Below are 21,589 nucleotides of genomic sequence, written 5' to 3' on the forward strand. Positions count from 1 at the left end.
GTGGGAAATCAGGCTTGCAGATCTCCCAACCCTATACCCCCTATGGGTATTCCCCCAGACAATCCACCGGGTCATCCACCGGGGCTCAGCCGGTGTAGGGGCGCTCCCGGCGCAGCTCCTCGCGTGCGATCGACCTGCGGTGCACCGCGTCGGGGCCGTCCACGATGCGCAGCACCCGCGCCCAGGCGTAGAAGTACGCCAGCGGGGTGTCGTCGCTGACCCCGGCCCCACCGAAGACCTCGATCGCCCGGTCGATCACCGCGGTCGCCATCGCCGGCGCGGCCACCTTGATCGCCGCGATCTCGGTGCGCGCGCCCCTGGCGCCGTGGTGGTCGATCAGCCACGCGGTCTTGTAGACCAGCAGCCGGGCCTGGTCGATGTCGATCCGCGACTGGGCGATCAGCTCCTGGACCACGCCCTGGTCGGCGAGCGGCTTCCCGAAGGCGACGCGGCTCTTGGCCCGCTCGACCATCAGGGCCAACGCCCGCTCGGCCATCCCGATGGCACGCATCGCGTGGTGGACGCGTCCGGGCCCGAGCCGGGCCTGGGCGATCTTGAACCCGTCGCCCTCCTCGGCCAGCAGGCTGCTCGCCGGGACCCGGACGTCGTCGAAGACGATCTCGGAGTGGCCGTGCTGGTCCTGGTAGCCGAAGATCGGCAGGTGCCGCTCGATGGTCAGGCCTGGGGTGTCCCGCGGGACCAGCACCATCGACTGCTGCCGGTGGGTGTCGGCGTCCGGGTCGCTCTTGCCCATCACGATGAAGACCTGGCACCGCTCGTCGGCGGACCCGGTGATCCACCACTTGCGGCCGTTGATGACGTAGTCGTCACCGTCGCGCTCGATCCGGGTCTCGATGTTCGTGGCGTCGGAGGACGCCACGTCCGGCTCGGTCATCGCGAACGCCGAGCGGATCTCTCCCGCGAGCAGCGGCTCCAGCCAGGTCCTCTTCTGCTCCTCGGTGCCGAACAGGTGCAGCGTCTCCATGTTGCCGGTGTCGGGTGCCTGGCAGTTGATCGCCTCGGGGGCGATCACCGGCGACCACCCGGAGACCTCCGCGACCGCGGCGTACTCCACGTTGGAGAGTCCCGAGAGCTGGGGAAGGAAGAGGTTCCACAGCCCGCGGTCGCGTGCCGAAGCCTTCAGGTCCTCCATCACCGGCGGGTGGGAGTGCTCGCCGTGCTCGCGCAACGAGGCCGCCCACACCGGCTCTGCCGGGAAGACCTCCTCGCGCATGAAGTCCCACATCTCGGCCACGGCCTCTTGCGCCTTCGGCGACAGCTCGAAGTCCACGTTGATCCCTACCTTCTTGTTCTCTGCGGTGTGTACGTCGTCAGTTCAGCCGATCGCGCGCAGCACGGCCAGCCCGTCGGCGGCGATCCGGCGCACTTCGGAGTCCAGGTTGCCGAACTCCTGCCCCGCCATCGACCCGGATGCGGTGCGCGCGGCGATGCCCTGGGCGATGATCGCGAACTTGAAGTGGGCGAACGCCGCGTAGTAGTCCAGGCCCTCCAGGGCGACCCCGGTCGCCGCGGCGTACCGGTGCGCCAGGTGCTCGCGGTCCGGGAACCCGGGCTGCTGGCTCGGCGCCGGGGTGAGCAGGGGGGCGGGCTCGCCGGGGTGCCGCCAGTAGAAGAGCAGCATCCCGAGGTCGGTGAGCGGGTCCCCGAGGGTCGACATCTCCCAGTCGAGCACGGCGGCGACCCGGGTCGGGTCGGCCGGGTCCATCAGGCAGTTGTCCAGCCGGAAGTCGCCGTGCACGATGCCGGCGCGCTGGTGCGCCGGGAGCTGCTCGCCGAGGAGCCGACCCAGCTCGTCGAGGTCGGGCAGGTCCTCGGTCTTCGAGGCGTCCCACTGACCGCGCCAGCGACGCAGCTGCCGGGCCAGGAAGCCGTCCGGGCGGCCGTAGTCACCCAGGCCCACCACCACGGGGTCCACCTGGTGGATCGCGACCAGGGCGTCGATCAGGGCGTCCGCCATCGCGACTCGGGAGGCGGCGTCGTCGGCGTACCCCGCCGGGAGCTCCTCGCGCAGCACCAACCCCTCGACGCGGTCCATCACGTAGAACGGGACCCCGAGCAGCGCGCCCTCGGTGTCCTCGTAGCGGATGCCGGGGACCGGCACCGCGGTCCCGGCCAGCGCGCGCTGCACCCGGGCCTCGCGGCCCATGTCGTGCGCGCTGGGCAGCAGGTCGCCCGTCGGCGGGCGGCGCAGCACGAGCTCACCGGCCGGGCTGCTCAGCCCGAAGGTCAGGTTGGACTTGCCGCCCGCGATCAGGGTCACCTGCGGGTCGCGCCAGCGGTCGTCGCCCAGGGCCTCGGCCAGCACCGCGCCGAGCTCGGCGGGCCGGACGAGGTCGGCGTACTGGTCGGCGCTCATCGCAGGCCCAGGACGTCGCGGGCCACGATGACCTTCATGATCTCGGTGGTGCCGCCGTAGATCGTGGTCACCCGGGTGTCCGCGAACGCCTTCGCGATCGGGTACTCCAGCATGTAGCCGTAGCCGCCGAACAGCTGCACGCACCGGTCGACGGTGCGCTTGTGCATCTCCGTGGACCACCACTTGGCCTTGGCCGCGTCCACGGCGGAGAGCTCGCCGCGGTTCAGCTTGAGCACCGCCTGGTCGACGTACTCCTGGGTGACCTCGAGCTCGGTGACCATCTCGGCGAGTGCGAACTCGGTGTTCTGGAAGGTGGCGACCGGCTTGCCGAAGGCCTGGCGCTCCAGCACGTACTCCAGCGTCCAGGCCAGTGCCGCCCGGGCACCGGCGCACGCAGCGACCGCGATGCCGATCCGTTCCAGCGGGAGGTGGCTCATCAGGTAGCCCAGGCCGGAGCCGACCTCGCCGAGGACGTTCTCGGCCGGCACGACCACGTCCTCGAAGACGAGCTCGGCGGTGTCCTGCGACTTCAGCCCGACCTTGTCCAGGTTGCGACCCCGGGTGAAGCCCTCCATCCCGCGCTCGACCACGAGCAGGCTGAACGCCCTGCTCCGCGCGGCGGGGTCCGGGTCGGTGCGCGCGACCACGACGACGAGGTCGGCGTTGATGCCGCTGGTGATGAAGGTCTTCGACCCGTTCAGCACCCAGTGGTCGCCCTCGCGGCGGGCGCTGGTGCGGATGCCCTGGAGGTCGGACCCGGTGCCCGGCTCGGTCATCGCGATCGCGCCGATGATCTCGCCCGAGCACATCCCCGGGACCCAGCGAGCCAGCTGCTCCTCGTTGGCGAGGTCGAAGACGTAGGGCAGCACGATGTCGGCGTGGCACGAGGTCCCCGAGAGGAAGGAGGTGGCGCCGGCGCGCGCACACTCCTCGATCATCGCGACCCGGAACGCGTAGTCGTCCAGGGAGTCGCCGCCGCCGTACGCCGACGGGGCGTTGATGCCGAGGTAGCCCAGCTCCCCCGCCTTGAGCCAGGGCTCGCGGGGGATGATCCCGGCCGCGTCCCACTCGTCTGCGTGGTCGGTCACACTGCGGGCGAGGAACTCGCGCACGCTGACCCGGAACGACTCGTGGTCGTCGTTGAACAGGGGGCGGGTGGCCCAGAGGTCCTGGCTCATGTCGGTTCTCCTGCCGGTGCGGTCAGAGCCGCTCGATGATCATGGCATTGGCGAGGCCGCCGGCCTCGCACATGGTCTGCAGCCCGTAGCGGCCGCCGGTCGCCTCGAGGTGGCCCAGCATCGTGGCCAGCAGCCGCGTCCCGGACGCGCCCAGGGCGTGCCCCAGCGCGATCGCGCCCCCGCGAGGGTTGAGCTTCTCCGGGTCCGCGCCCACCTCGGCGGCCCAGGCCAGCGGCACCGGCGCGAAGGCCTCGTTGACCTCGTAGGCGTCGAGGTCCTCGATGCCCAGGCCGGCCCGGGCGAGCACCTTCGCGGTGGCGGGGATCGGCGCGGTGAGCATCAGCCGCGGGTCGTCGCCGGCCACCGCGAAGCTGTGGAACCGGGCACGCGGCGTCAGGCCGAGGCGCAGCGCGACCTCCTCGGCCATGATCAGCGACGCCGACGCACCGTCGGTCAGCGGCGAGGAGTTGCCGGGGGTGATCCGCCACTCCAGCTGCGGGAAGCGCTCCTGCATCTCGGGGACCGCGAAGGCGGGCCGCAGCCCCGCGAGGCCTGCGGCGGTGGTGCCGGTGCGGATGGTCTCGTCGAGCCGCACCAGGTCGTCACCCACCCGGACCGGGACGATCTCGCGGTCGAAGCCACCGGCCGCCGCGGTCTCGGCGGCGAGGCGGTGCGAGCGGGCGGCGTACTCGTCGAGCTCGTCCCTGCCCAGGCCCCACTTCTCGGAGACCAGCTCGGCGCACACGCCCTGGTTGACCAGGCCCTCGGGATAGCGCTGCGCGACGGAGGGACCGTAGGCGTCCTGGTCCAGCGTCGAGCTGCCCATCGGCACCCGGCTCATCGACTCGACGCCCGCCGCGACCACGATGTCGTAGGCACCGGCGATCACGCCCTGCGCGGCGAAGTGCACGGCCTGCTGGCTGGAGCCGCACTGCCGGTCGACGGTGGTCCCCGGCACCGACTCGGGCCAGCCCGCGGCGAGCACGCCCTGGCGGGCGATGTTGACCGCCTGCTGCCCCACCTGCATCACGCAGCCGGCGATCACGTCGTCGACGAGCACCGGGTCGAGCTGGTTGCGCTCGGCCAGGGCACCGAGCACGGTCGCGAGCAGCTCGACCGGGTGCACCCCGCTGAGCGAGCCGCCCGGCTTGCCGCGCCCCGAGGGGGTGCGGACGACGTCGACGATGACTGCGGTGCGCCCGGAGGTGTGCACGCGATCCCACCTTTCATTGCATTTGATTTAGCGTTCGCTAAGGTAGCAGGCCGCGACGCCGACGGCACGGCCCACGACCACGTACTGGAGCGCCATGACGACCATCTCCCCCCTCGACTCGTTCCGCCTCGACGACAAGGTCGTGGTGATCACCGGAGCCAGCTCGGGGCTCGGCGTCGGCTTCGCCAAGGCGGTCGCCGCGGTCGGCGGGACGCTCGTCCTGGGGGCCCGCCGCACCGACCGGCTCGAGGAGGTCGCGGAGAAGCTGCGGGTCGACGGCGCGGAGGTGCTGGTCAGGACCACCGACGTGACCGAGCCCGACGACTGCCGGGCGCTCGTCGAAGCCGCGGTGACGGCCTACGGTCGCGTCGACGTGCTCGTGAACAACGCCGGGATCGGCGCCTCCGGGGCGGCGCTGCACGAACGCGAGGAGGTGTTCCGCCAGGTGATCGAGGTGAACCTCAACGGCGCCTACTGGATGGCCCGCGCGTGCGCTCCGCAGATGCCGCGCGGCTCCTCGATCGTCAACATCGCCAGCGTGCACGGGCTCGTTGGCTCCCGGTTCCCGCAGGCGCCGTACGCCGCGAGCAAGGCCGGCGTGATCGGGCTGACCCGCGACCTGGCCCAGCAGTGGTCGGCGCGACGCGGGATCCGGGTCAACGCGCTGTGCCCGGGGTACTTCGCCAGCGAGATGACCAGCGACGGCGAGGAGGCCCTGCGCACGATGGTCTCCGAGCACAGCCTGCTCGGCCGGTTCGGCGAGCAGCACGAGCTCGACGCCGCCCTGCTCTTCCTGGCCGGCAGCGGGTCCAGCTACGTCACCGGCACCACGCTGGTGGTCGACGGGGGCCTGGCCGCGATCTAGGAGAAGGTGCTCTCCCGCTGACGGACCAGGGCGGTGAGCGTGGCGTTGACCGGTGCCGTGCGGTCGACCTTCGCCGCCTCGCGGGGTACGGCGCCGTTGATGAACGCGATCTCGCTGACGCGGCCGGCCTCGTGGTCCAGCAGCGCCGACGGCTTCGCGGCCGGCATCTGGGCCCCGAAGTCACGCACGTGCTTGATGGGGTCGGTGACCGTGATCCCCACCCCCAGCGCCCGCGCGGTCTCCCAGGCCTCGACGGCGGCGTCCCGGCTGACCGGCCCCATCTGCTCGTCGTCCATCACCTCACCCACGGTCAGGCCGGTCAGCGCGCACGGGGCGCTGTAGGCGACGTTGCAGATCAGCTTCTCCCACTGCATGGCGGCGATGTCGGAGACCGCGGCGGCATCGAACCCGCCGGCGCGCCACGCCTCGGCGACGGTCTCCACCCTCCCCTGGTCCAGCGAGCCCGCCGACCCGAAGCGCATCGCCTTCATCGCGTTGTGGTGCACCCTGCCCGGTCCCCGGATCGAGGCCCCGAAGCCGGCCGCGATCCCCACCGCGAGCCGCTCGGCACCGACCGCGGCCTCGGCGAGGTCGGTGGACCCCAGGCCGTTCTGGATCGTGAGGACCACGGTCTCCTCACCCAGGAGCGGGCCCAGCCGCGCCGCGGCCGACCCGACGTCGGCGGCCTTGACCGCCAGCACGACGAGGTCCACCACCTCCTCGGGAACGCTCGTGTGCGCCGAGACCGGCACCCGGCGCTCCCCGTCGGGCCCCGAGAGCAGCAGCCCGTCGGCGTTCATCGCCGCGACGTGGTCGGCCCAGCGGTCCACGGCGAGCACCTCGTGCCCACCGAGCGCGAGCCGGGCGGCGTAGACCGACCCCATGGCGCCACAACCGACGACGGCGATCCTCATCCTGGCTCCTCAGCCGACCAGTGCGGTGATGTGCTCGGCGAGCCCGGCCTTGGCCTCGAGCCCGAAACCGGGGTCCTCCGCGGGACGGATCCGGCCGTCCTCGAGCCGGCAGCCGGCACTGTAGCCACCGAACGGCTCGAAGACACCCGGGTAGGCCTCGCAGCCACCGAGGCCGAGCGCCACCACGATGTGCAGGTTGATCAGGTGCCCGCCGTGCGGGAACGCGGCCCGGCGGTCGATGCCGTGGGCCTCCATCAGCTCGATCATCCGCACGTACTCGGTCAGGCCGTAGCTGAGCCCGGCATCCATCTGGAAGACGTCGCGGTCCGCGCGCACCCCACCGAACAGCAGCAGGTTCCGCAGGTCCGGCACCGAGAACAGGTTCTCCCCGGTCGCCAACGCACCGCCGTACTCCTCGCCCAGCCGGCGGTTGAGGTCGTAGTCCAGCGGATCGCCGGCCTCCTCGTACCACCGCAGCCCGTACCCCTCCAGGGCCCGCCCGTAGGCCACGGCCTCATCGAGGCCGAACCGGCCGTTCGCGTCCACCGCGACCGCCGAACCCGAACCCAGCACATCGATCGCCGCCTCGACCCGCTCCAGGTCCTCACCGATCGTGGCGCCGCCGATCTTGATCTTGGTCGCCGCGAACCCGGTGTCCCGGTAGCCGGCGAGCTCCGCGCGCAGCGCCACGGTGCCCTTGCCGGGCTGGTAGTAGCCACCGGCCGCATAGACCGGGACCCCGTCCGGCTCGGGCCTGCGGTCGTGCGCCCGCGCGATCGTCGCGTATGCCGGCTCCCCGGCCGCCTTCGCGAGCAGGTCCCAGCAGGCCAGCTCCAGGACACTGGCCGCCGCGGCACGGTCACCGTGACCCCCGGGCTTCTCGCCCTGCAGGCACACCGCGAGCACCGCCGCCGGCGAGAGCATCCCGGAGACCGGGTCCAGCAGCTCGTCCGGGTCGGCTGCCAGCAGCCGCGGGATCATCCGGTCACGCAGGATCCCGCTCTGGGCGTGCCGCCCGATCGAGTTGAACGCCACCCCGGTCAGCGGGCGGCCGTCACGGACCACGTCGGTGACCACCGCAACCAGCGAGACGGTGTGCCCCGCGAAGCTGACCACCGCATTGGCCAGGTTGCCGCCCAGCGGCACCGCGACCTCACGGATCTCCACGATGCGCATCAGCGCCCCACCCTCCGGTTGTTCGCACGCATGCGTTCGCCTCTCCACTAGTGAGCGTTCGCTAATTTAACCGGTAACGGTCACGATGCAAAGCACCGGCGGGGCCGGGTCAGGTCGCGACCGGCCGGACGCCTGCCATCGACAGGGCCAGGGCGACGTACTGCCGGGTGAGGTCGTCGGCAGGCCCGTGCAGGCGCTCGTCGTACCAGTCGGCGATCGCGACGCACATGGTGATGATCGCCCGGGCGGTCAGCTCCGCGGAGGTCTCCGCGACCGCCCCGGCCCGCGCCTCGGTGATCACCCCCTGGACCATCCGACGGACGTGTCGGCGCGAGTCGATCAGCCTGGCCTTGTCCTCCTCGCCGAGCGAGCGCAGCTCGGTCGCGGCCAGGACGGCCCAGCGCCGGCGGTGCAGGTGGAACAGCACGACGCACTCGGTGAGGTTGGCCAGGCGCCCTTCGTGCGTGTCCCCGTCGGCCGCGGCAGCGGCGCACCGGTCCGCGAGCTCGCGGATCCCCCGGGCGAGCATCCGGCTGAGCAGCTCCTGCTTGCTCTCGGCGTGGTGGTAGACGCCCGCGACCGAGAGCCCGCACCTCTCGGCGATCATCCGCATGGTCGAGGCGTGGTAGCCGAGCTCGGTGAAGATGTCGAGGGCAGCCTCCGTGACCGGGTCGAGCTCGACCGGGTCGAACTCGCGCCAGTGCTCGAACCACGGCGCGGGCGGTTCCGGGGTCGCCACCGTCACCGGCACCTCCAGCGCCCGGGAGAGCGCCTCGAGCCGCGGTGCGCCCGGGGTGGACTTGCCGTTCTCGAACTCGCTCAACGACGACGGGCTCATCCCGACCTGGTGGGCGAGCTCGCGCAGGCCGACGTGCCGGGAGACCCGGGCAGCCTTCATCCGGGCCCCCAGGCCCTGCTCCTTCACACTCCGCACCCGATCCACGGCGACACGTTATCCACGATCGGGCATCGATGCCGACCGTTCTCACGAGGGCTACTTAGCGGACGCTAACTATTGACATCGCCGAACACTTGTGACTATCGTCACCGCCAGGGTGCGAGGTTGCACACGTCACACACGTCAAGGAGAGACCCATGGCAAACACGGAATTCGAACTCGGTGGGCTCTGCCACCTCGCGCTGGTCTGCGAGGACATGGAGCGAACGGTGGACTTCTACACCAACGTCCTCGGCATGAAGCTCGCCAAGACCATCGCCATGAGCAACGGCGGCCAGCACTTCTTCTTCGACATGGGCCACGACGAGTACATCGCGTTCTTCTGGTTCCCCGGCGCGCCCAAGCGGGCCCCCGGCATCGCCTCGGCCGCCGAGCTGCCCGGCATCGGCGACATCGTCACCGCGCACGGCTCGATGAACCACGTCTCCTTCAAGGTGCCGCTGGAGAAGTTCGACGAGTACAAGGCCAAGCTCGACGCCAAGGGCGTCAAGACCGGTCCGGTGCTCAACCACGACGAGAGCGAGCGCGGCATCTCCGCGGAGCTGCACGACGGCGTCTACGTCCGCTCGATGTACTTCTTCGACCCCGACGGCATCCTGCTCGAGTTCGCCGCGTGGACCCGCGCCCTGACCCCCGAGGACGTCCGCCACGCCCCGATGACCAAGGACGGCGTCCCCGCCGGATCCGTCCCCGTGCCTGCATGAGCGAGATGCTCGCGTTCGCGGACCGCTTCTTCGCCGCGGTCTCCGGCGGTGACATCGAGGCGGTCGACAACCTCTACCGCGACGACGCCACCATCTGGCACAACTACGACCTCGTCGACCAGACCAAGGCCGAGAACCTCTCGACGCTGGGGAGCATCCCCGAGCGCTACGAGAGCTTCGAGTACGCCGATGCCCGCACCGTCGAGGTCGACGGCGGCTTCCTGCGCCAGCACGTGATCCGTGCCGGCCGCAACGGCAAGCTCGCAGTCGTGCCTGCGATCCTGCGGGTCTACGTCGAGGACGAGAAGATCACCCGGATCGAGGAGTACTTCGACCGCGGACAGCTCACCTCTGCGCTGAGCTGAGACAGACACCGGCAGAACCGAGGCCCTGCTGATCCGCGAGGATCGGCAGGGCCTCGTCTGCTTCCCGGCCCGGGCCCGGTAGGCCGGGCCGCCGGCTCAGATGAAGTACGCGGCGAGCTTCCCGGCCGCGCGGGTGAGCTCGTCGGAGATCTCCGCGCGCGTCACCTCGGTCATCCGCCCTGTGGGGGTCGCGACGTTCAGGGCGTAGCGGGCGCCGGCGTACTCACCGAGCGGCACCGAGACCGACGCCACGCCGTCCTCGCTCTCCTCCATGCTGACGGCGACCCCGGTACGCCGGGCCTCCTCGACCTGGCGCAGCAGCACCGAGCGCTTGGTGATCGAGTGGGGCGTGAGCTTCGGCAACCGCTCGGAGGGGAACAGCGCCACGATCGCCTCGTCGTCGAGCATCGTGAGCAGGGCCTTGCCCGAGGAGGTGCAGTGCGCCGGCATCGTCATCCCGAGCCGGGAGCCGACCCGCACGGCGCGGGTGCTCTCCACCGCGTCGACGAAGGTCACGGTGCTGCCGACGAGCCGGCCCAGGTGCACGGTCTCCCCCAGGCTGGAGGAGAGCTGCTCGAGGAACGGGTGCACGCGGGCGCGCACGTCGGCCTGGCGCAGGACCGCGAACGCGATCCCGGTCAGTGCCGGGCCGGGCTCGTAGGCGCGCGACCCCTCGGCCTGCCTGACGAAGCCGCGGTACTGCAGCATCGCCAGCAGCCGGTGCGCCGTGGAGGACGCCACCCCGAGGTACTCACTGACGTCGGTGAGCCGGATGCTGCGTCGCTCGGCGAAGAGCCGCAGGATCCGCAGCGCGTTGTCGACCGACTCGATCGGGTACTGGGGCCGAGGGCCGTGCTCGTCGTCGGTGTTCGCGTTCGCCACGACCGCAGCGTAACGATCCGAGACCGGCGTGGGGGTACGACGCAGCCGCTCAGCGCTCGCTGAGCCGCTCACGCAGCACGCCCTTCACGAGCTTGCCGGAGGCGTTGCGCGGCAGCGAGTCCAGGAGCACCAGCTCGGTGGGGAGCTTGTAGCGGGCCAGCTGGGCACCGGCCCAGGTCCGGAGCGCCTCGATGTCCAGCGGGTCCGCACCGGCCTTCAGCGCCACCACGGCCACCGGGGTCTCGCCCCAGACCTCGTGGCTGCGGCCGATCACGGCCACCTCCGCGATGTCGGGGTGTCCCGCCAGCACGTTCTCGACCTCGGCGCAGTAGATGTTCTCCCCGCCGGAGATGATCATGTCCTTGGCGCGGTCCACGACGTAGAGGAAGCCGTCCTCGTCCATCCGGACCAGGTCGCCGGAGTGGAACCAGCCGCCGGCGAAGGCCTCGGCCGTCGCCTCCGGGTTGTTCCAGTAGCCGAGCATCGTGCCAGGCCCCCGGTAGACGATCTCGCCCACCTCGCCCGGAGCGACGTCGCGCATCTCCTTGTCCACGATCCGCACCCAGACGCCGGGCGCGGGACGCCCGATCGACCCGAGCTTGCGCAGCGCGTCCCTGCCCTCGAGCACGCAGGTCACCGGCGACATCTCGGTCTGCCCGAACAGGGCGACGTTCGAGGACCCGGGGAACAGCCGGCCCATCTCCCGCAGCAGCGTGTCGCTGGCCGGCGCCGCGCCCCACCCGGTCACCCGCAGCGCGGACAGGTCCCTGGGCGCGCGCGCCTGCTCCTCGCACACCGCCTGCCACTGGGTCGGCACCATGAAGCACGAGGTCACCCGCTCGCGCTCGATCAGGTCCAGGGTGGTGGCCCCGTCGAACGCCCCCGTCGGCAGGATCACCGAGGTCGCGCCCATCATGATCGCCGGCGCGGTGGCGCCGATCGCGCCGATGTGGAACAGCGGCGAGGTGCACAGGTTGACCTCGTCGCGCATCTCGAACGCGAACGCGGTGAGCAGGGTCGCGCACTGGGCGGCCAGGTTGTGGTGGGTGAGCACCGCGCCCTTGGGTCGCCCGGTGGTCCCCGAGGTGTACATGATCAGCGCCGGCAGCTCCTCGAGCAGGTCCAGCTCGGGGGCCGGCTCCCCGCTCTCGGCCAGCAGCTCGTCGTACGCCGTGCCGACGCCGTGCGGTGACGCGCCGGCATCGACGATCTCCACCACCGGCAGCCGGTCACCGGCGGCAGCCGCGCCCGCCGCTGCCGTGCCGGCGTCGACGAAGAGCAGCGCCGAGCCGCTGTCGCCCAGGATGTAGTCGATCTCGGCCGCGCTGAGCCGGAAGTTCAGCGGGACGGCCACCGCCCCGAGCCGGTTCACCGCGATCAGGATCTCGATGTACTCCAGCCGGTTGCCCAGAAGCAGCGCGACCCGGTCGCCCTCGCGCACCCCACGCCGAGCCAGCGCACCCGAGAGCGCGAGCACGCGCTCCTCCAGCTCGGCCCAGCTCAGCTCCCGCCCGGCGCACTTCACTGCGCACAGGTCCGGCCGCTCGAACGCGTGCCGGGCGACCTGGTTGACCCAGTGCTGGCGACGAGCCCGCTGGAGCGCGTCCGCGTCCGTCACCCCTCGCCCCCCGCGAAGCGCGTGCTCACCCAGTGCGCGACGACGTCGGCGACGTCGCCCCGGGCGTGGGCGGGCTCGGCGAAGTAGTGGTCCCCGGGCATGTCGATCCGCTCCTTGTCGGTGCTCCCGATCGCGGCGAAGATCCGCTCTGCGTCACTGGGGAAGACTCCGGTGTCGGCCTCGGGGTTGACCACCAGCGTGGGCACGGTGATCTTGGCCAGGTGCGGCTCGGCGCGGGTCTGGGACTCCTCCAGGCTCCACATGTTCAGCCAGTTGCGCAGCGTGGTCTGGCCACCGATGCCGCGCTCGCCCCGGTTGGCCTCCTCGGTCGGGCCGCGGTAGCACCAGCCCGGCTTGCGGCTCGACGGGTCCAGGGTCGGGTCGACCATGCGCGGGTCGGCCCAGGTCCGGGACACGCTGAAGTACCGGTCGTGGTAGCCGGCGGCGGTGACCCGGTCGAGCTCGTCCTTCGCCCACGCGGTGATCCGGTGGTTGCGGGCCACCTGGGCGGCCCGGTAGCGGGCGACGAACTCCTCGGAGTACGGCGGCCCGTTCTCGGGGTTGAACAGGTCGAGGTCGGGATCGGTCGCGAGCGGGTCGAGCTCGTCGACGACCGAGGCGTCCATCCAGTCGGTGAGCACGTCGGGACGGCCCAGGTGCGCGGCCATCGAGATGTAGCCGTCACCGGCGATCAGCTCGTCCACGCCGGGCGCCGGCTCCATGTCGCGGGCGGGGCGGATGCACGGCTCCACCGCCTGGGACTGGTACGCCGCCATCAGCGAGCCGCCCCCGGAGTTGCCCAGCAGGATCACCTGGTCGACCCCGGCCTGCTCCTTGAGCCAGCGCACGCCGACCCCGATGTCGACCAGGGCCTGGTCGAGGTTGAACAGCCACTCGTAGCCCCGGAACCGGGTGTTCCACCCGAGGAAGCCGAGGCCGCGCGCGGCGAGGAGCTCGGCGAGGTAGTGCTCGGAGAAGTCGATCTGGTAGTGCGTGGCGATGACCGCGATCCTCGGGCGCTCCCCGGCCGGGGAGTGGTAGAGCCCCTGGCAGGGGTGGCCACCGGCGCCGGCGCGCGGGGCACCGGGCGAGGCGCTGCTGACGAACTGGCGATCGATCGTGCTGCTCATCCGAGGACCTCCTGGGCCTGGTTGATCCGGGCATAGCGCTTGAGCCCGTCGAAGATGGAGGCGAGCCGGTCGATGGCGACCTCGTCGGTCAGCCGGCCCTCCTCGTCGAAGGCCGCGTCGGCGAAGCTCAGGATCAGCTCCGGCCCCGCCACCACCGGGGACTGGGAGAACAGGAACGTCGCGCGCAGGTCGAGCTGGCTGCGCGCGGTGCCCAGCCGGCCGGGCGAGGCACCCATCACGGCCACCGGCATCCGCTGCAGCACGGATCCACCCAAGGGGAGGGAGAGCCAGTCCAGCGCGTTCTTCAGCACGCCCGGCACTCCCCCGTTGTACTCCGGGGTGACGATCAGGAGCGCGTCCGCCGCGGCGACCTCCGCCCGCATCGCCTCGACCCCCGCCGGGCAGTCCACGAGCAGGTCCTCGTTGAACAACGGGATCTCCGGGAGCAACCCGGTGATGTGGACCTCGATGTCGGCTGGCGCCAGCTGCTTCGCGGCACTCAGCAGCTTCCGGTTCACCGATCCCTCACGCAGGCTGCCCGCGATCCCCCAGACCTTCAACGGCTCGGCGCTCACAGGGCACCCCCCAGGTAGGCGGCGATGACGCGCTCGTCGCGAGCCACCTCGGCCGGGGTGCCCAGCGCGATCCGCTGGCCGAAGTCGAGGGCGCAGATGCGGTCGGAGATGCCCATCACCATGTGCATGTCGTGCTCCACCAGCAGGATCGCGACGCCGAGGTCCTTGTTGACCTGCTGGATGGCTGCGGCCATCTCCGCGGTCTCGTCGAAGTTCATCCCCGCCACCGGCTCGTCGAGCATGATCAGGCGCGGCTCCATCGCCAGCACCCGCGCCAGCTCGATCCGCTTCTGGGTGCCGTGCGGCAACGGGCCGACCGGCTCGTCGAGCAGGTGCACGATGTTGAGCAGGTCGGCGTACTCGCGGACCTTGACGGCCGCCTCACGCTCCTCCTTCAGCGAGCGCCCGACCCGGACCATGCAGGCGATCGGGCCGCTGCGCATGAAGTTGTGCCGCGAGAGCAGCAGGTTCTCCTCCACCGTCATCGCGGGGAAGACCTCGACGTTCTGGAACGTGCGCGCGATCCCCTTGCGGGCCACGACGTGCGGCTTGAGGCCGAGCAGCTCGTCCCCGGTGAAGCGCACCGAGCCCGACTGCGGCCGGTAGACCCCGGAGATGCAGTTGAACAGCGACGACTTGCCGGCCCCGTTGGGGCCGATGACCGAGAACAGCTCGCCCTCGCGGACCGAGAAGCTGACGCCGTCGATCGCCTTGACCCCGGCGAAGCTGAGCGAGATCTCCTCGACCTCGAGCAGGTCGGGCTGGTGGTGGGTGGTCGGGTCAGGCATGCGTGCCAGCTCCTTCGGCGCGAGGTCCGGTGCCAGTGGGGGCCACTCCCAGGTAGAGCGAGATGATCTCGTCGTCGGCGCGGAGGTCCGCTGCGAGACCCTCCTTGACCACGCGACCGTGCTCGAGGATGTAGCCGTGCTGTGCGATCGAGAGCGCCATCGCGGCGTTCTGCTCGACGAGCAGGATCGAGGCGCCCTCGGCGTTGATCGCCAGGATCACGTCCCGGACGTTCTCGACGATCTTGGGAGCCAGGCCGAGGCTCGGCTCGTCCAGCAGCAGCACCGAGGGCTGGGACATCATCGCCCGCCCGATCGCGAGCATCTGCTGCTCGCCGCCGGAGAGGTAGCCGGCCTTGCGGTCCAGCAGGGCGTGCAGGGCCGGGAAGTGGCTCAGCACCCGTTCCCGCACCTCGTGCGCCTCGGCCTTCTTGTACCTGCGTATGTAGGCCCCGGAGGCCAGGTTCTCCGCGACGGTCAGGTCACCGAAGACCTGCCGGCCCTCCAGCGCCTGGGCCAGGCCGCGGCGTACCCGCGAGGACGGGCTCTCGGTCGTGACGTCCTCGCCGAGCAGCCTGACGCTGCCCGACGTGACGACCGCGCCGTGCGTTCCCAGCAGCCCGGACACCGCGCGCATCATCGTGGTCTTGCCGGCGCCGTTGGGGCCGAGGAGCGTGACGATCTCGCCCTTCGGCACGGTCAGGCTCACGTCGGTCAGCGACGTGTTCGCAGCGCCGTACCGGACGCTGAGACCCTCGACGGCCAGGGCCGGGGCCTCGGCGGAAGGGGTGGATGTCGGGTTCACTGGGTCGCCCTTTCTCGACGTGCGCGGACCGCGGCGAACGCCCTGCGGAACATCTGGTTGAGGCCGCGCGGCTCGAAGATCAGCACCAGCACGATCACCAGTCCGTAGACGAACTGGGACAGCAGCGGCGCGGTGATGCCGCCCTCGACCTTGGCGTCCTGGGAGATGCCCGGGACGAAGGTCGCGAGCCAGTTCACGACCTCGGGGATCGCCTTGAAGAAGAAGGCGCCGAGGACCGCACCGGAGATGCTGCCCAGGCCGCCGATGACGACCATGCAGATGATGTCCACGGAGAGCATCAGCGACCACTGGGTGGAGGAGATGAAGCCCATGTACCCGGCCAGCAGCGCACCGGAGAGACCGGCGAAGGCCGAGGAGATCGCGAAGGCGACCACCTTGGTGCTGGTCACCGGGATGCCGGCGACCCCTGCGGCGATGTCCCGGTCCCGGACGGCGAACATCGCGCGGCCCAGGCGGGAGCGCTTGATGTTCCAGGTGAGCAGTACGACGACGGCCAGGACGGCGAGGATGAAGTACCACCACGCCTGGAACAGGGTGAACACCTGGGTGTCACCGCTCCAGTAGCCGTCGAGCAGGTTCTGCCCGTTGATCTCGACCGCGGCGGCCGTGCGGCCGCTGCCGCCGCCGGTGAAGCTGGTCCAGGTCTCCCAGACGTAGAGGCCGATGAACACCAGCGCCAGGGTGGCGACCGCGAGGTAGAGCCCGCGGATCCGGACCGCGATCGGTGCGAAGATCGCGCCGAAGACGCCCGAGATCAGGGCGGAGGCCGGCAGCCAGATCCACCACGGCTGCTCGAGGTCGACCCCGAGCCAGGCTGCGGAGTAGGCCCCGATCGCCATGAAGGCGGCCTGGCCCATCGAGATCTGGCCGGCGAAGCCCATGATCACCTGCAGGCCGACCGCGCTGATCGCGGCGATCAGCGCGAAGACGCCGATGCCCATCCACTTGTCGGAGCCGATCACCAGGGGGGCGACCAGCAGCACGACGGCCCAGGCCAGCAGGCCCCAGGGACGGCGCCGGGGGCGTAGCGCCGCGAGCGACTCCGCGGCGGGGGCGCCCTCGACGCGTTCAGGATTGATCGTGGCTGACATCTGTCACACCCTTTCGATGCCGCGGCTGCCGAAGAGCCCGTACGGTCTGACTGCCAGGACGACGAGCATCAAGATGTAGGGCAGGACCTCGTGGAGCTTGCCTCCGCCGAAGTCGGCGAGGTAGCCCGAGCCGAGGACCTGGATGAGCCCGACGAGGAGTCCGGCGACGACGGCGCCGAGCAGCGAGTCCATCCCGCCGATCACGATCGCCGGGATGGCGACCAGGGCGACGTGCGCCATCGAGGGCGAGACGACCCTGGGGAACGAGGCCAGGAAGATGCCGGCGACGACGGCCAGGGACGCGGCGATCGCGAAGGAGAGCGCGAACATCCTGCCCACGTTGATCCCCTGGGCAAGGGCGGCCTCCTGATGGCTGGCCGTGGCACGCAGTGCCAGGCCGTAGGGCGTGCGCCGGAAGAAGAGGGTGAGCAGGGCCAGCACGGCCAGCGAGCTCACGATGGTGACGATGCCGCTCCAGGTGAGCACGACGCCGCCGATCGTGGTGGTGCCGCCGCCGACGGGGCCGGCGGAGTCCTTCGACCCGATGCCCCAGATCATCAGCACCAGGGCGTGCACCATGACACCGATGCCGAGCGTGGCCAGGACCACGACGGTGACCCCGTGCCCGATGAGCTTGCGGAGCAGGACGGCCTCGACGACCAGTGCCAGCAGGACGGTCGCCACCACCGCGACGATGAACGCCAGCCAGTACGGCATGTGCGGCATCATCGCGAGCACGAGGTAGGCACCCAGGGCAACGAACTCGCCGTGGGCGAAGTTGAAGGTTCCCGAGCCCTTGATCATGATCACGAACCCGAGCGCGATCAGGCCGAGGACCATCCCGAGGGCGAGCCCCTGGAAGGTCAGTTGCAAGAAGAGGGTCATCTGTCTGTCTGCTCCCGTGTGAGTCGAAGGACTGAGCAGTGCGGGGCGCACGGCAGGTTCACCGCGCGCCCCGCACAGTGGAATCAGAAGCCGTTCTTCTCGCCCCACGCCTTGGAGACGTCAGCGGCGGCGAACTCGGTGATCGGGGTCAGCTGGCCGTCGGCCTCGACCTTGTTGATCCGCGAGTTGTAGCTCACGATCTGGCTGCCGTTGCCCAGGTCGATGGGCGGGGTGATGCCCTGGTAGTCGACCTTGAGGTCCTTCATCGCCTTGATGACGCCGGCGCGGGTCAGGTCCTTGTCCTCGCACGCCTTGGTCAGGGCGGCGATCACGGTGTCGCCCATCATCCAGCCGGCGACCTGGAAGTTGTTCGGCTTCGACTTGGGCGCGTACTTCGCGATGGCTGCGTCGAGGGCCTTGATCCCGGGGACGTCGTCGCTGAGGCCGCCGTAGCCGCCGGAGACGTAGAAGTCGTCGAGCAGGCCCTTGAGCGGGACGGCCAGTGCGGCGGACCAGGCGCCGGAGTCGGCGATCCAGGTCGGCTTGAAGCCGAGCTGCGCGGCGGTGCCGACGAAGCCGGCGGTCTCGCCCACACCGTTGCCGAGCACGACGACGGTCGCGCCGGACTTCTTCAGGTCGGAGACCTGGGCGGTGTAGTCCTTGTCGGTGGGTGCGTAGGTCGGTGTGGCGACGACCTCGACGCCGGGGGTGCCCTCGGCAGCGAACTTGACGGCGTCCATGTAGACCTTGCCGAAGTCATCGGTGCTGGCGACGATGCCGACCTTGATCGGGTTGCTCTCGCTGGCCTTGGCCTGCTCGGCAGCCCAGACGAGACCGTTCATCAGCTCGACCTCGAAGGTCGGGAGCGTGACGTAGACGTCCTCGAGGGAGAGCGTCGTGGTGTTCAGGGAGCCCGCCAGGGTCGGCATGTCGTCGCGGGCGATGTTCTCCTTGACCGCGTTGATCGACGCGGTGCCGATCACCTGGCCGAGCATCACGACGTCGTTGGCGTTGGCCCGGTAGACCTGGGTGGTCTGCTGCGCGTCGTACTTGGTGTCGCCCTTGACCGCGACGAGCTTGCGTCCGCAGATCCCGCCCTCGGCGTTCTTCTCCTCGAGCTTGACCTCGAGACCGAGCGAACCCGACGTGGCCGCCTCGGCGATCGGACCGGAGTAGTCGGTCAGGATGCCGACCTTGATCTCCTTGGCGGAGACGCCGGGACCCATCTTGACCCCGTCCTTGGCCTCGGAGCTCCCGGAGGAGGAATTGCCGCAGGCGGTCAGCGTCAGGAGGGCGCCGGCGGCGAGCGCAGCCGGGATCGTCTTTCGCAACATCTGGTGGTGTCCCTTCAAACTGTGATGTGACTCACGAGCGTGGTCGGGTGGAAGTTGAACATCCGCTAAGTGGGAAGTCAAGTTCTTCTTAGCGTTCGCTAGGCATCCGAATATAACGATTTGCTGAGCGTCGACTGAACCACTTGATTCGCTGTGCAGAAGTTGCTTCTGCCGAACACGAGGACCGGCCGCTCTGCGGTTCGAGCAGCCGTTCGGTGGCGGTGGTGCGGGGGTCCTGGCCGGCGCGGGAGGGCGGGCCGCGTGCCCTAGAGGGTGCGGACCTCGAGGCTCGCGTCGGCGACGAGCGTGCGCATGGCGCGCTTGTCGAACTTCCCGACGCTGGTCAGCGGCAGCGCGTCGAGCAGCACCCAGCGCTCGGGGATCCACCACTTCGGCACCGCCTCGAGCAGGGCGGTCCGGAGCTCATCGAGGGTGACCGCGGCCCCGGGCCGCAGGACGACAAGGGCACACGGACGCTCGTCCCAGCGTTCGTCCGGTACGCCGATGACGGCCGCCTGCGCGACGTCGGGATGCTTGGCGATCTCGAGCTCGAGGTGCACCGAGGAGATCCACTCGCCCCCGGACTTGATCACGTCCTTGGCCCGGTCGGTGAGGTTCACGTAGCCGAGCGGGTCGAGGGTGCCGACGTCGCCCGTGCGCAGCCAGCCGTCGTGGAACTTCTCCGGCGCGTCGGTGCGGTAGTAGGAGTCGGCGATCCAGGGGCCGCGCAGCTCGAGCTCCCCGACGGTCTCGCCGTCGGCGGGCAGCACCGTCCCCGTGTCCGGCTCCACCAGCCGGATGTCGACGCCGGCCAGCACCCGGCCCTGCATCCCCGCCCGGGTCTCGGGGTGCGGGTCCTCCTCGGGCCGTGGCGGCCGGTTGAGGGTCACCAGCGGCGACGTCTCGGTCATCCCCCACCCCTGGAGCGCCTCCACTCCGTAGCGGTCCCTGAGCCCCGAGCGGAGCGTCTGCGGGATGGGGGCGCCACCGAGGATCACCCGGTCCAGGGACTCCAGGTCGCGGTCCGGGTCGGCGTCGAGATGGCTGAGGATCTCGTTCCACACCGTCGGCACGCCGTTGGAGTAGGTGGGCCGGTACTTGCGCACGGCCTCGACGACCGTCGCCGGGTCGACGCTCTTGTTGCACAGCAGCAGGTCACCGCCGGCCCAGAAGTTCGCGTAGGGGTAGCCCCAGGCGTTCGCGTGGTACATCGGCACGATGATGTAGCCGCAGTCCCTCGAGCTGAGGGCGACCGCGTTGGCCGTGCACAGCGACAGTGCGTGGATCCAGATCGACCGGTGGCTGTAGGCGACGCCCTTGGGGTCCCCGGTGGTGCCGGTGGTGTAGCACAGGGTCGCCGCAGCGCGCTCGTCGAGCACCGGCCAGGCGAACTCGGTGGGCTGGGCGTCGACGAGTGCGCCGTACCCGATCGACTCCGCGGAGAGTCCGGCCAGCGAGCCGTGCTCCCCCGACCCCACCACGACGACCGCCCGCACCGTCGGCGTCCGGTCGGCGATCGCGGCGACCTGGTCGACGAACGCGGCATCGACCAGCAGCACCTCGTCGCCGGCATGGTTGATCGTGAACGCGATCTGCTCGGCGGAGAGCCGTGGGTTGATCGTGTGCAGGAGGCCGCCCATGGCGGGCACGGCGTAGTAGGCCTCCAGGTGCTCCCGGGTGTTCCAGAGCAGCGACCCGACACAGGTTCCCTCGGTGACCCCGAGCTCGCGCAGCCCGTGGGCGAGCGCAGCCGCCCGGCCGGCGAAGTCACCGAAGCTGATCGCGGACTCGTCGGCGCCGACGGTGCGGATCGTCCGGTCGGCGTGCCAGGTGGACCCGTGCCGCAGCAGCTGGGTCACGGTCAGGTCGCCGTGGCCGATGTTGCCGGGGACGAACCCGCGGTCCGCAGTGCTGGCGGTGCTCATGGTGCCTCCAGTCGGGCGTGGTGAGGAAGGGCCGGTGGCGGCCGGGATGCGGAGCAGGGACCTACGGTCGGGCGAGGGGGCGCGGTGCTCCGAGCAGGGCGAGACTCAGGTCGACGTACCGGGCGGCGACGTCCTGCGGGGGCAGCGGACCCGAGGTCACGTACCAGCGCGCGATCGCCTGGAGCATCCCGAGCAGCGCCCGGCTCGCCTCCTTCGGGTCGGCCACCGCGAACACACCCTGGTCGAGGCCGCGTTCGATGACCTCCAGGGTCATCAGCTCGTTGCGCTTGCGCAGGTCGGCGTACGTCGCCCGGGCCTCCGGGCTGAGGTAGCGGTACTCCGAGTCCAGCGCCGCGAGGCGGGCCCGCACGGTCAGGTGCAGCACGATGCTCTCGACGAGGTTCGTCATCTGTTGCAGCACGTCGTCGCCGGCCTCGGCGATCGCCGCCTCACCACGGGGCAGCAGGTCCCCGATCGCCGCCTCGAGCACGGCCGCGAGGATCGCCTCCTTGTTCTCGTGGTGGTAGTAGAGCGCCGGCACGGTGACCCCGACACGGTTGGCGATGTCACGCACCGTGGTGCCGTGGAACCCGTGCTCGTAGAACGCCTCGCTGGAGTGCTGCAGGATCGGGCTCAGCTCGACGGGGCGGCAGTCTCGCCAGTCGACCGGGCCGGGTTCGGCCACGTCGGCGTCGGCCGCCGGGCCGGGATCGGATGGCGCAGTCATGGAGATCGGTGTCCGCTCTGCCCCGCGGGGCGGTCGAGGCGTGTTCTGTGTCCGTGGGCCG

21 protein-coding genes are annotated in these 21,589 nt (G+C 70.8%); 3 read left to right on the plus strand and 18 right to left on the minus strand.

Annotated features, from left to right (window positions below; genetic code table 11):
• Nucleotides 1–85: 85 nt before the first annotated feature.
• Genes AC4BGC_RS13780 through AC4BGC_RS13795 form a run of 4 tightly spaced genes read right to left on the minus strand, consistent with a single transcriptional unit; the run spans nucleotide 86 to nucleotide 4,768 of the window.
• Nucleotides 86–1,291, minus strand: coding sequence for an acyl-CoA dehydrogenase family protein (locus tag AC4BGC_RS13780; protein WP_490547838.1), 1,206 nt, complete (start codon nucleotides 1,289–1,291; stop codon nucleotides 86–88).
• Nucleotides 1,292–1,336: 45 nt separating this feature from the next.
• Complete coding sequence (locus AC4BGC_RS13785) at nucleotides 1,337–2,377, minus strand: phosphotransferase family protein (RefSeq protein ID WP_490556279.1); 1,041 nt, start codon at nucleotides 2,375–2,377, stop codon at nucleotides 1,337–1,339.
• Nucleotides 2,374–3,555 carry an acyl-CoA dehydrogenase family protein gene (locus AC4BGC_RS13790; protein WP_490556280.1) on the minus strand — a complete coding sequence of 394 codons (1,182 nt, stop codon included), beginning with the start codon at nucleotides 3,553–3,555 and terminating at the stop codon, nucleotides 2,374–2,376. The genes AC4BGC_RS13785 and AC4BGC_RS13790 overlap by 4 nt, the downstream gene beginning before the upstream one ends.
• Nucleotides 3,556–3,577: 22 nt before the next feature.
• Nucleotides 3,578–4,768, minus strand: a complete 1,191-nt coding sequence (locus tag AC4BGC_RS13795; RefSeq protein WP_490556281.1) for a thiolase family protein — start codon at nucleotides 4,766–4,768, stop codon at nucleotides 3,578–3,580.
• A 94-nt stretch (nucleotides 4,769–4,862) separates the two neighbouring features.
• Here AC4BGC_RS13795 and AC4BGC_RS13800 point away from each other — a divergent pair, with 94 nt between their 5' ends.
• Nucleotides 4,863–5,633: an SDR family NAD(P)-dependent oxidoreductase gene (locus AC4BGC_RS13800; RefSeq protein ID WP_490556282.1), complete on the plus strand. Its 771-nt coding sequence runs from the start codon at nucleotides 4,863–4,865 to the stop codon at nucleotides 5,631–5,633.
• Here AC4BGC_RS13800 and AC4BGC_RS13805 read toward each other — a convergent pair.
• The 3 genes from AC4BGC_RS13805 to AC4BGC_RS13815 all read right to left on the minus strand — a co-directional run bounded on the left by AC4BGC_RS13805 (nucleotide 5,630) and on the right by AC4BGC_RS13815 (nucleotide 8,666).
• Nucleotides 5,630–6,547: a ketopantoate reductase family protein gene (locus AC4BGC_RS13805; RefSeq protein ID WP_490556283.1), complete on the minus strand. Its 918-nt coding sequence runs from the start codon at nucleotides 6,545–6,547 to the stop codon at nucleotides 5,630–5,632. The two genes, AC4BGC_RS13800 and AC4BGC_RS13805, sit on opposite strands and share 4 nt — an antisense overlap.
• Nucleotides 6,548–6,556: 9 nt before the next feature.
• A complete protein-coding gene (locus AC4BGC_RS13810; protein ID WP_490556284.1) occupies nucleotides 6,557–7,723 on the minus strand; it encodes an enolase C-terminal domain-like protein in 1,167 nt (388 codons plus the stop codon).
• Nucleotides 7,724–7,832: 109 nt separating this feature from the next.
• A complete protein-coding gene (locus tag AC4BGC_RS13815) occupies nucleotides 7,833–8,666 on the minus strand; it encodes a TetR-type transcription factor C-terminal domain-containing protein (protein ID WP_490556285.1) in 834 nt (277 codons plus the stop codon).
• A gap of 152 nt (nucleotides 8,667–8,818) precedes the next feature.
• On the opposite strand from AC4BGC_RS13815, the gene AC4BGC_RS13820 reads away from it, so the two are divergent.
• Together AC4BGC_RS13820 and AC4BGC_RS13825 are read left to right on the plus strand one after the other, a co-directional pair.
• Nucleotides 8,819–9,385, plus strand: coding sequence for a VOC family protein (locus AC4BGC_RS13820; RefSeq protein ID WP_490547830.1), 567 nt, complete (start codon nucleotides 8,819–8,821; stop codon nucleotides 9,383–9,385).
• A complete protein-coding gene (locus tag AC4BGC_RS13825) occupies nucleotides 9,382–9,750 on the plus strand; it encodes a nuclear transport factor 2 family protein (protein ID WP_490556286.1) in 369 nt (122 codons plus the stop codon). The genes AC4BGC_RS13820 and AC4BGC_RS13825 overlap by 4 nt, the downstream gene beginning before the upstream one ends.
• Nucleotides 9,751–9,846: 96 nt before the next feature.
• Here AC4BGC_RS13825 and AC4BGC_RS13830 read toward each other — a convergent pair whose 3' ends face one another.
• The 11 genes from AC4BGC_RS13830 to AC4BGC_RS13880 form a co-directional block, all read right to left on the minus strand.
• A complete protein-coding gene (locus AC4BGC_RS13830) occupies nucleotides 9,847–10,632 on the minus strand; it encodes an IclR family transcriptional regulator (RefSeq protein WP_490547827.1) in 786 nt (261 codons plus the stop codon).
• A 49-nt stretch (nucleotides 10,633–10,681) separates the two neighbouring features.
• The gene (locus AC4BGC_RS13835) at nucleotides 10,682–12,250 is read right to left on the minus strand and encodes a long-chain-fatty-acid--CoA ligase (protein ID WP_490556287.1); all 1,569 of its coding nucleotides are present in this window, start codon (nucleotides 12,248–12,250) and stop codon (nucleotides 10,682–10,684) included.
• Nucleotides 12,247–13,380, minus strand: coding sequence for an alpha/beta hydrolase family protein (locus AC4BGC_RS13840; RefSeq protein ID WP_490556288.1), 1,134 nt, complete (start codon nucleotides 13,378–13,380; stop codon nucleotides 12,247–12,249). The genes AC4BGC_RS13835 and AC4BGC_RS13840 overlap by 4 nt, the downstream gene beginning before the upstream one ends.
• Complete coding sequence (locus AC4BGC_RS13845) at nucleotides 13,377–13,955, minus strand: NADPH-dependent FMN reductase (protein ID WP_490547824.1); 579 nt, start codon at nucleotides 13,953–13,955, stop codon at nucleotides 13,377–13,379. Before AC4BGC_RS13845 ends, AC4BGC_RS13840 begins: the two co-directional genes overlap by 4 nt.
• Nucleotides 13,952–14,743, minus strand: coding sequence for an ABC transporter ATP-binding protein (locus AC4BGC_RS13850; RefSeq protein ID WP_490547823.1), 792 nt, complete (start codon nucleotides 14,741–14,743; stop codon nucleotides 13,952–13,954). Before AC4BGC_RS13850 ends, AC4BGC_RS13845 begins: the two co-directional genes overlap by 4 nt.
• Nucleotides 14,736–15,545: an ABC transporter ATP-binding protein gene (locus AC4BGC_RS13855; RefSeq protein ID WP_490556289.1), complete on the minus strand. Its 810-nt coding sequence runs from the start codon at nucleotides 15,543–15,545 to the stop codon at nucleotides 14,736–14,738. Before AC4BGC_RS13855 ends, AC4BGC_RS13850 begins: the two co-directional genes overlap by 8 nt.
• Nucleotides 15,542–16,657, minus strand: a complete 1,116-nt coding sequence (locus tag AC4BGC_RS13860) for a branched-chain amino acid ABC transporter permease (protein WP_490547820.1) — start codon at nucleotides 16,655–16,657, stop codon at nucleotides 15,542–15,544. Before AC4BGC_RS13860 ends, AC4BGC_RS13855 begins: the two co-directional genes overlap by 4 nt.
• Nucleotides 16,658–16,660: 3 nt before the next feature.
• A complete protein-coding gene (locus AC4BGC_RS13865; protein WP_490547819.1) occupies nucleotides 16,661–17,542 on the minus strand; it encodes a branched-chain amino acid ABC transporter permease in 882 nt (293 codons plus the stop codon).
• An 83-nt stretch (nucleotides 17,543–17,625) separates the two neighbouring features.
• A complete protein-coding gene (locus AC4BGC_RS13870) occupies nucleotides 17,626–18,876 on the minus strand; it encodes an ABC transporter substrate-binding protein (protein WP_490547818.1) in 1,251 nt (416 codons plus the stop codon).
• A 266-nt stretch (nucleotides 18,877–19,142) separates the two neighbouring features.
• Complete coding sequence (locus AC4BGC_RS13875) at nucleotides 19,143–20,801, minus strand: long-chain fatty acid--CoA ligase (protein ID WP_490556290.1); 1,659 nt, start codon at nucleotides 20,799–20,801, stop codon at nucleotides 19,143–19,145.
• A gap of 61 nt (nucleotides 20,802–20,862) precedes the next feature.
• Nucleotides 20,863–21,528, minus strand: coding sequence for a TetR/AcrR family transcriptional regulator (locus AC4BGC_RS13880; RefSeq protein ID WP_490556291.1), 666 nt, complete (start codon nucleotides 21,526–21,528; stop codon nucleotides 20,863–20,865).
• Nucleotides 21,529–21,589: the final 61 nt, after the last annotated feature.

This window comes from Nocardioides sp. Z38_18 (genome assembly GCF_058215695.1).

Coding starts and splice junctions, on each gene's coding strand:
- AC4BGC_RS13785 (WP_490556279.1), bottom strand. CDS start 2,377: ATGAGCGCCGACCAGTACGCCGACCTCGTCCGGCCCGCCGAGCTCGGC.
- AC4BGC_RS13790 (WP_490556280.1), bottom strand. CDS start 3,555: ATGAGCCAGGACCTCTGGGCCACCCGCCCCCTGTTCAACGACGACCAC.
- AC4BGC_RS13800 (WP_490556282.1), top strand. CDS start 4,863: ATGACGACCATCTCCCCCCTCGACTCGTTCCGCCTCGACGACAAGGTC.
- AC4BGC_RS13805 (WP_490556283.1), bottom strand. CDS start 6,547: ATGAGGATCGCCGTCGTCGGTTGTGGCGCCATGGGGTCGGTCTACGCC.
- AC4BGC_RS13810 (WP_490556284.1), bottom strand. CDS start 7,723: ATGCGCATCGTGGAGATCCGTGAGGTCGCGGTGCCGCTGGGCGGCAAC.
- AC4BGC_RS13820 (WP_490547830.1), top strand. CDS start 8,819: ATGGCAAACACGGAATTCGAACTCGGTGGGCTCTGCCACCTCGCGCTG.
- AC4BGC_RS13825 (WP_490556286.1), top strand. CDS start 9,382: ATGAGCGAGATGCTCGCGTTCGCGGACCGCTTCTTCGCCGCGGTCTCC.
- AC4BGC_RS13840 (WP_490556288.1), bottom strand. CDS start 13,380: ATGAGCAGCACGATCGATCGCCAGTTCGTCAGCAGCGCCTCGCCCGGT.
- AC4BGC_RS13850 (WP_490547823.1), bottom strand. CDS start 14,743: ATGCCTGACCCGACCACCCACCACCAGCCCGACCTGCTCGAGGTCGAG.
- AC4BGC_RS13860 (WP_490547820.1), bottom strand. CDS start 16,657: ATGTCAGCCACGATCAATCCTGAACGCGTCGAGGGCGCCCCCGCCGCG.
- AC4BGC_RS13865 (WP_490547819.1), bottom strand. CDS start 17,542: ATGACCCTCTTCTTGCAACTGACCTTCCAGGGGCTCGCCCTCGGGATG.
- AC4BGC_RS13870 (WP_490547818.1), bottom strand. CDS start 18,876: ATGTTGCGAAAGACGATCCCGGCTGCGCTCGCCGCCGGCGCCCTCCTG.
- AC4BGC_RS13875 (WP_490556290.1), bottom strand. CDS start 20,801: ATGAGCACCGCCAGCACTGCGGACCGCGGGTTCGTCCCCGGCAACATC.
- AC4BGC_RS13880 (WP_490556291.1), bottom strand. CDS start 21,528: ATGACTGCGCCATCCGATCCCGGCCCGGCGGCCGACGCCGACGTGGCC.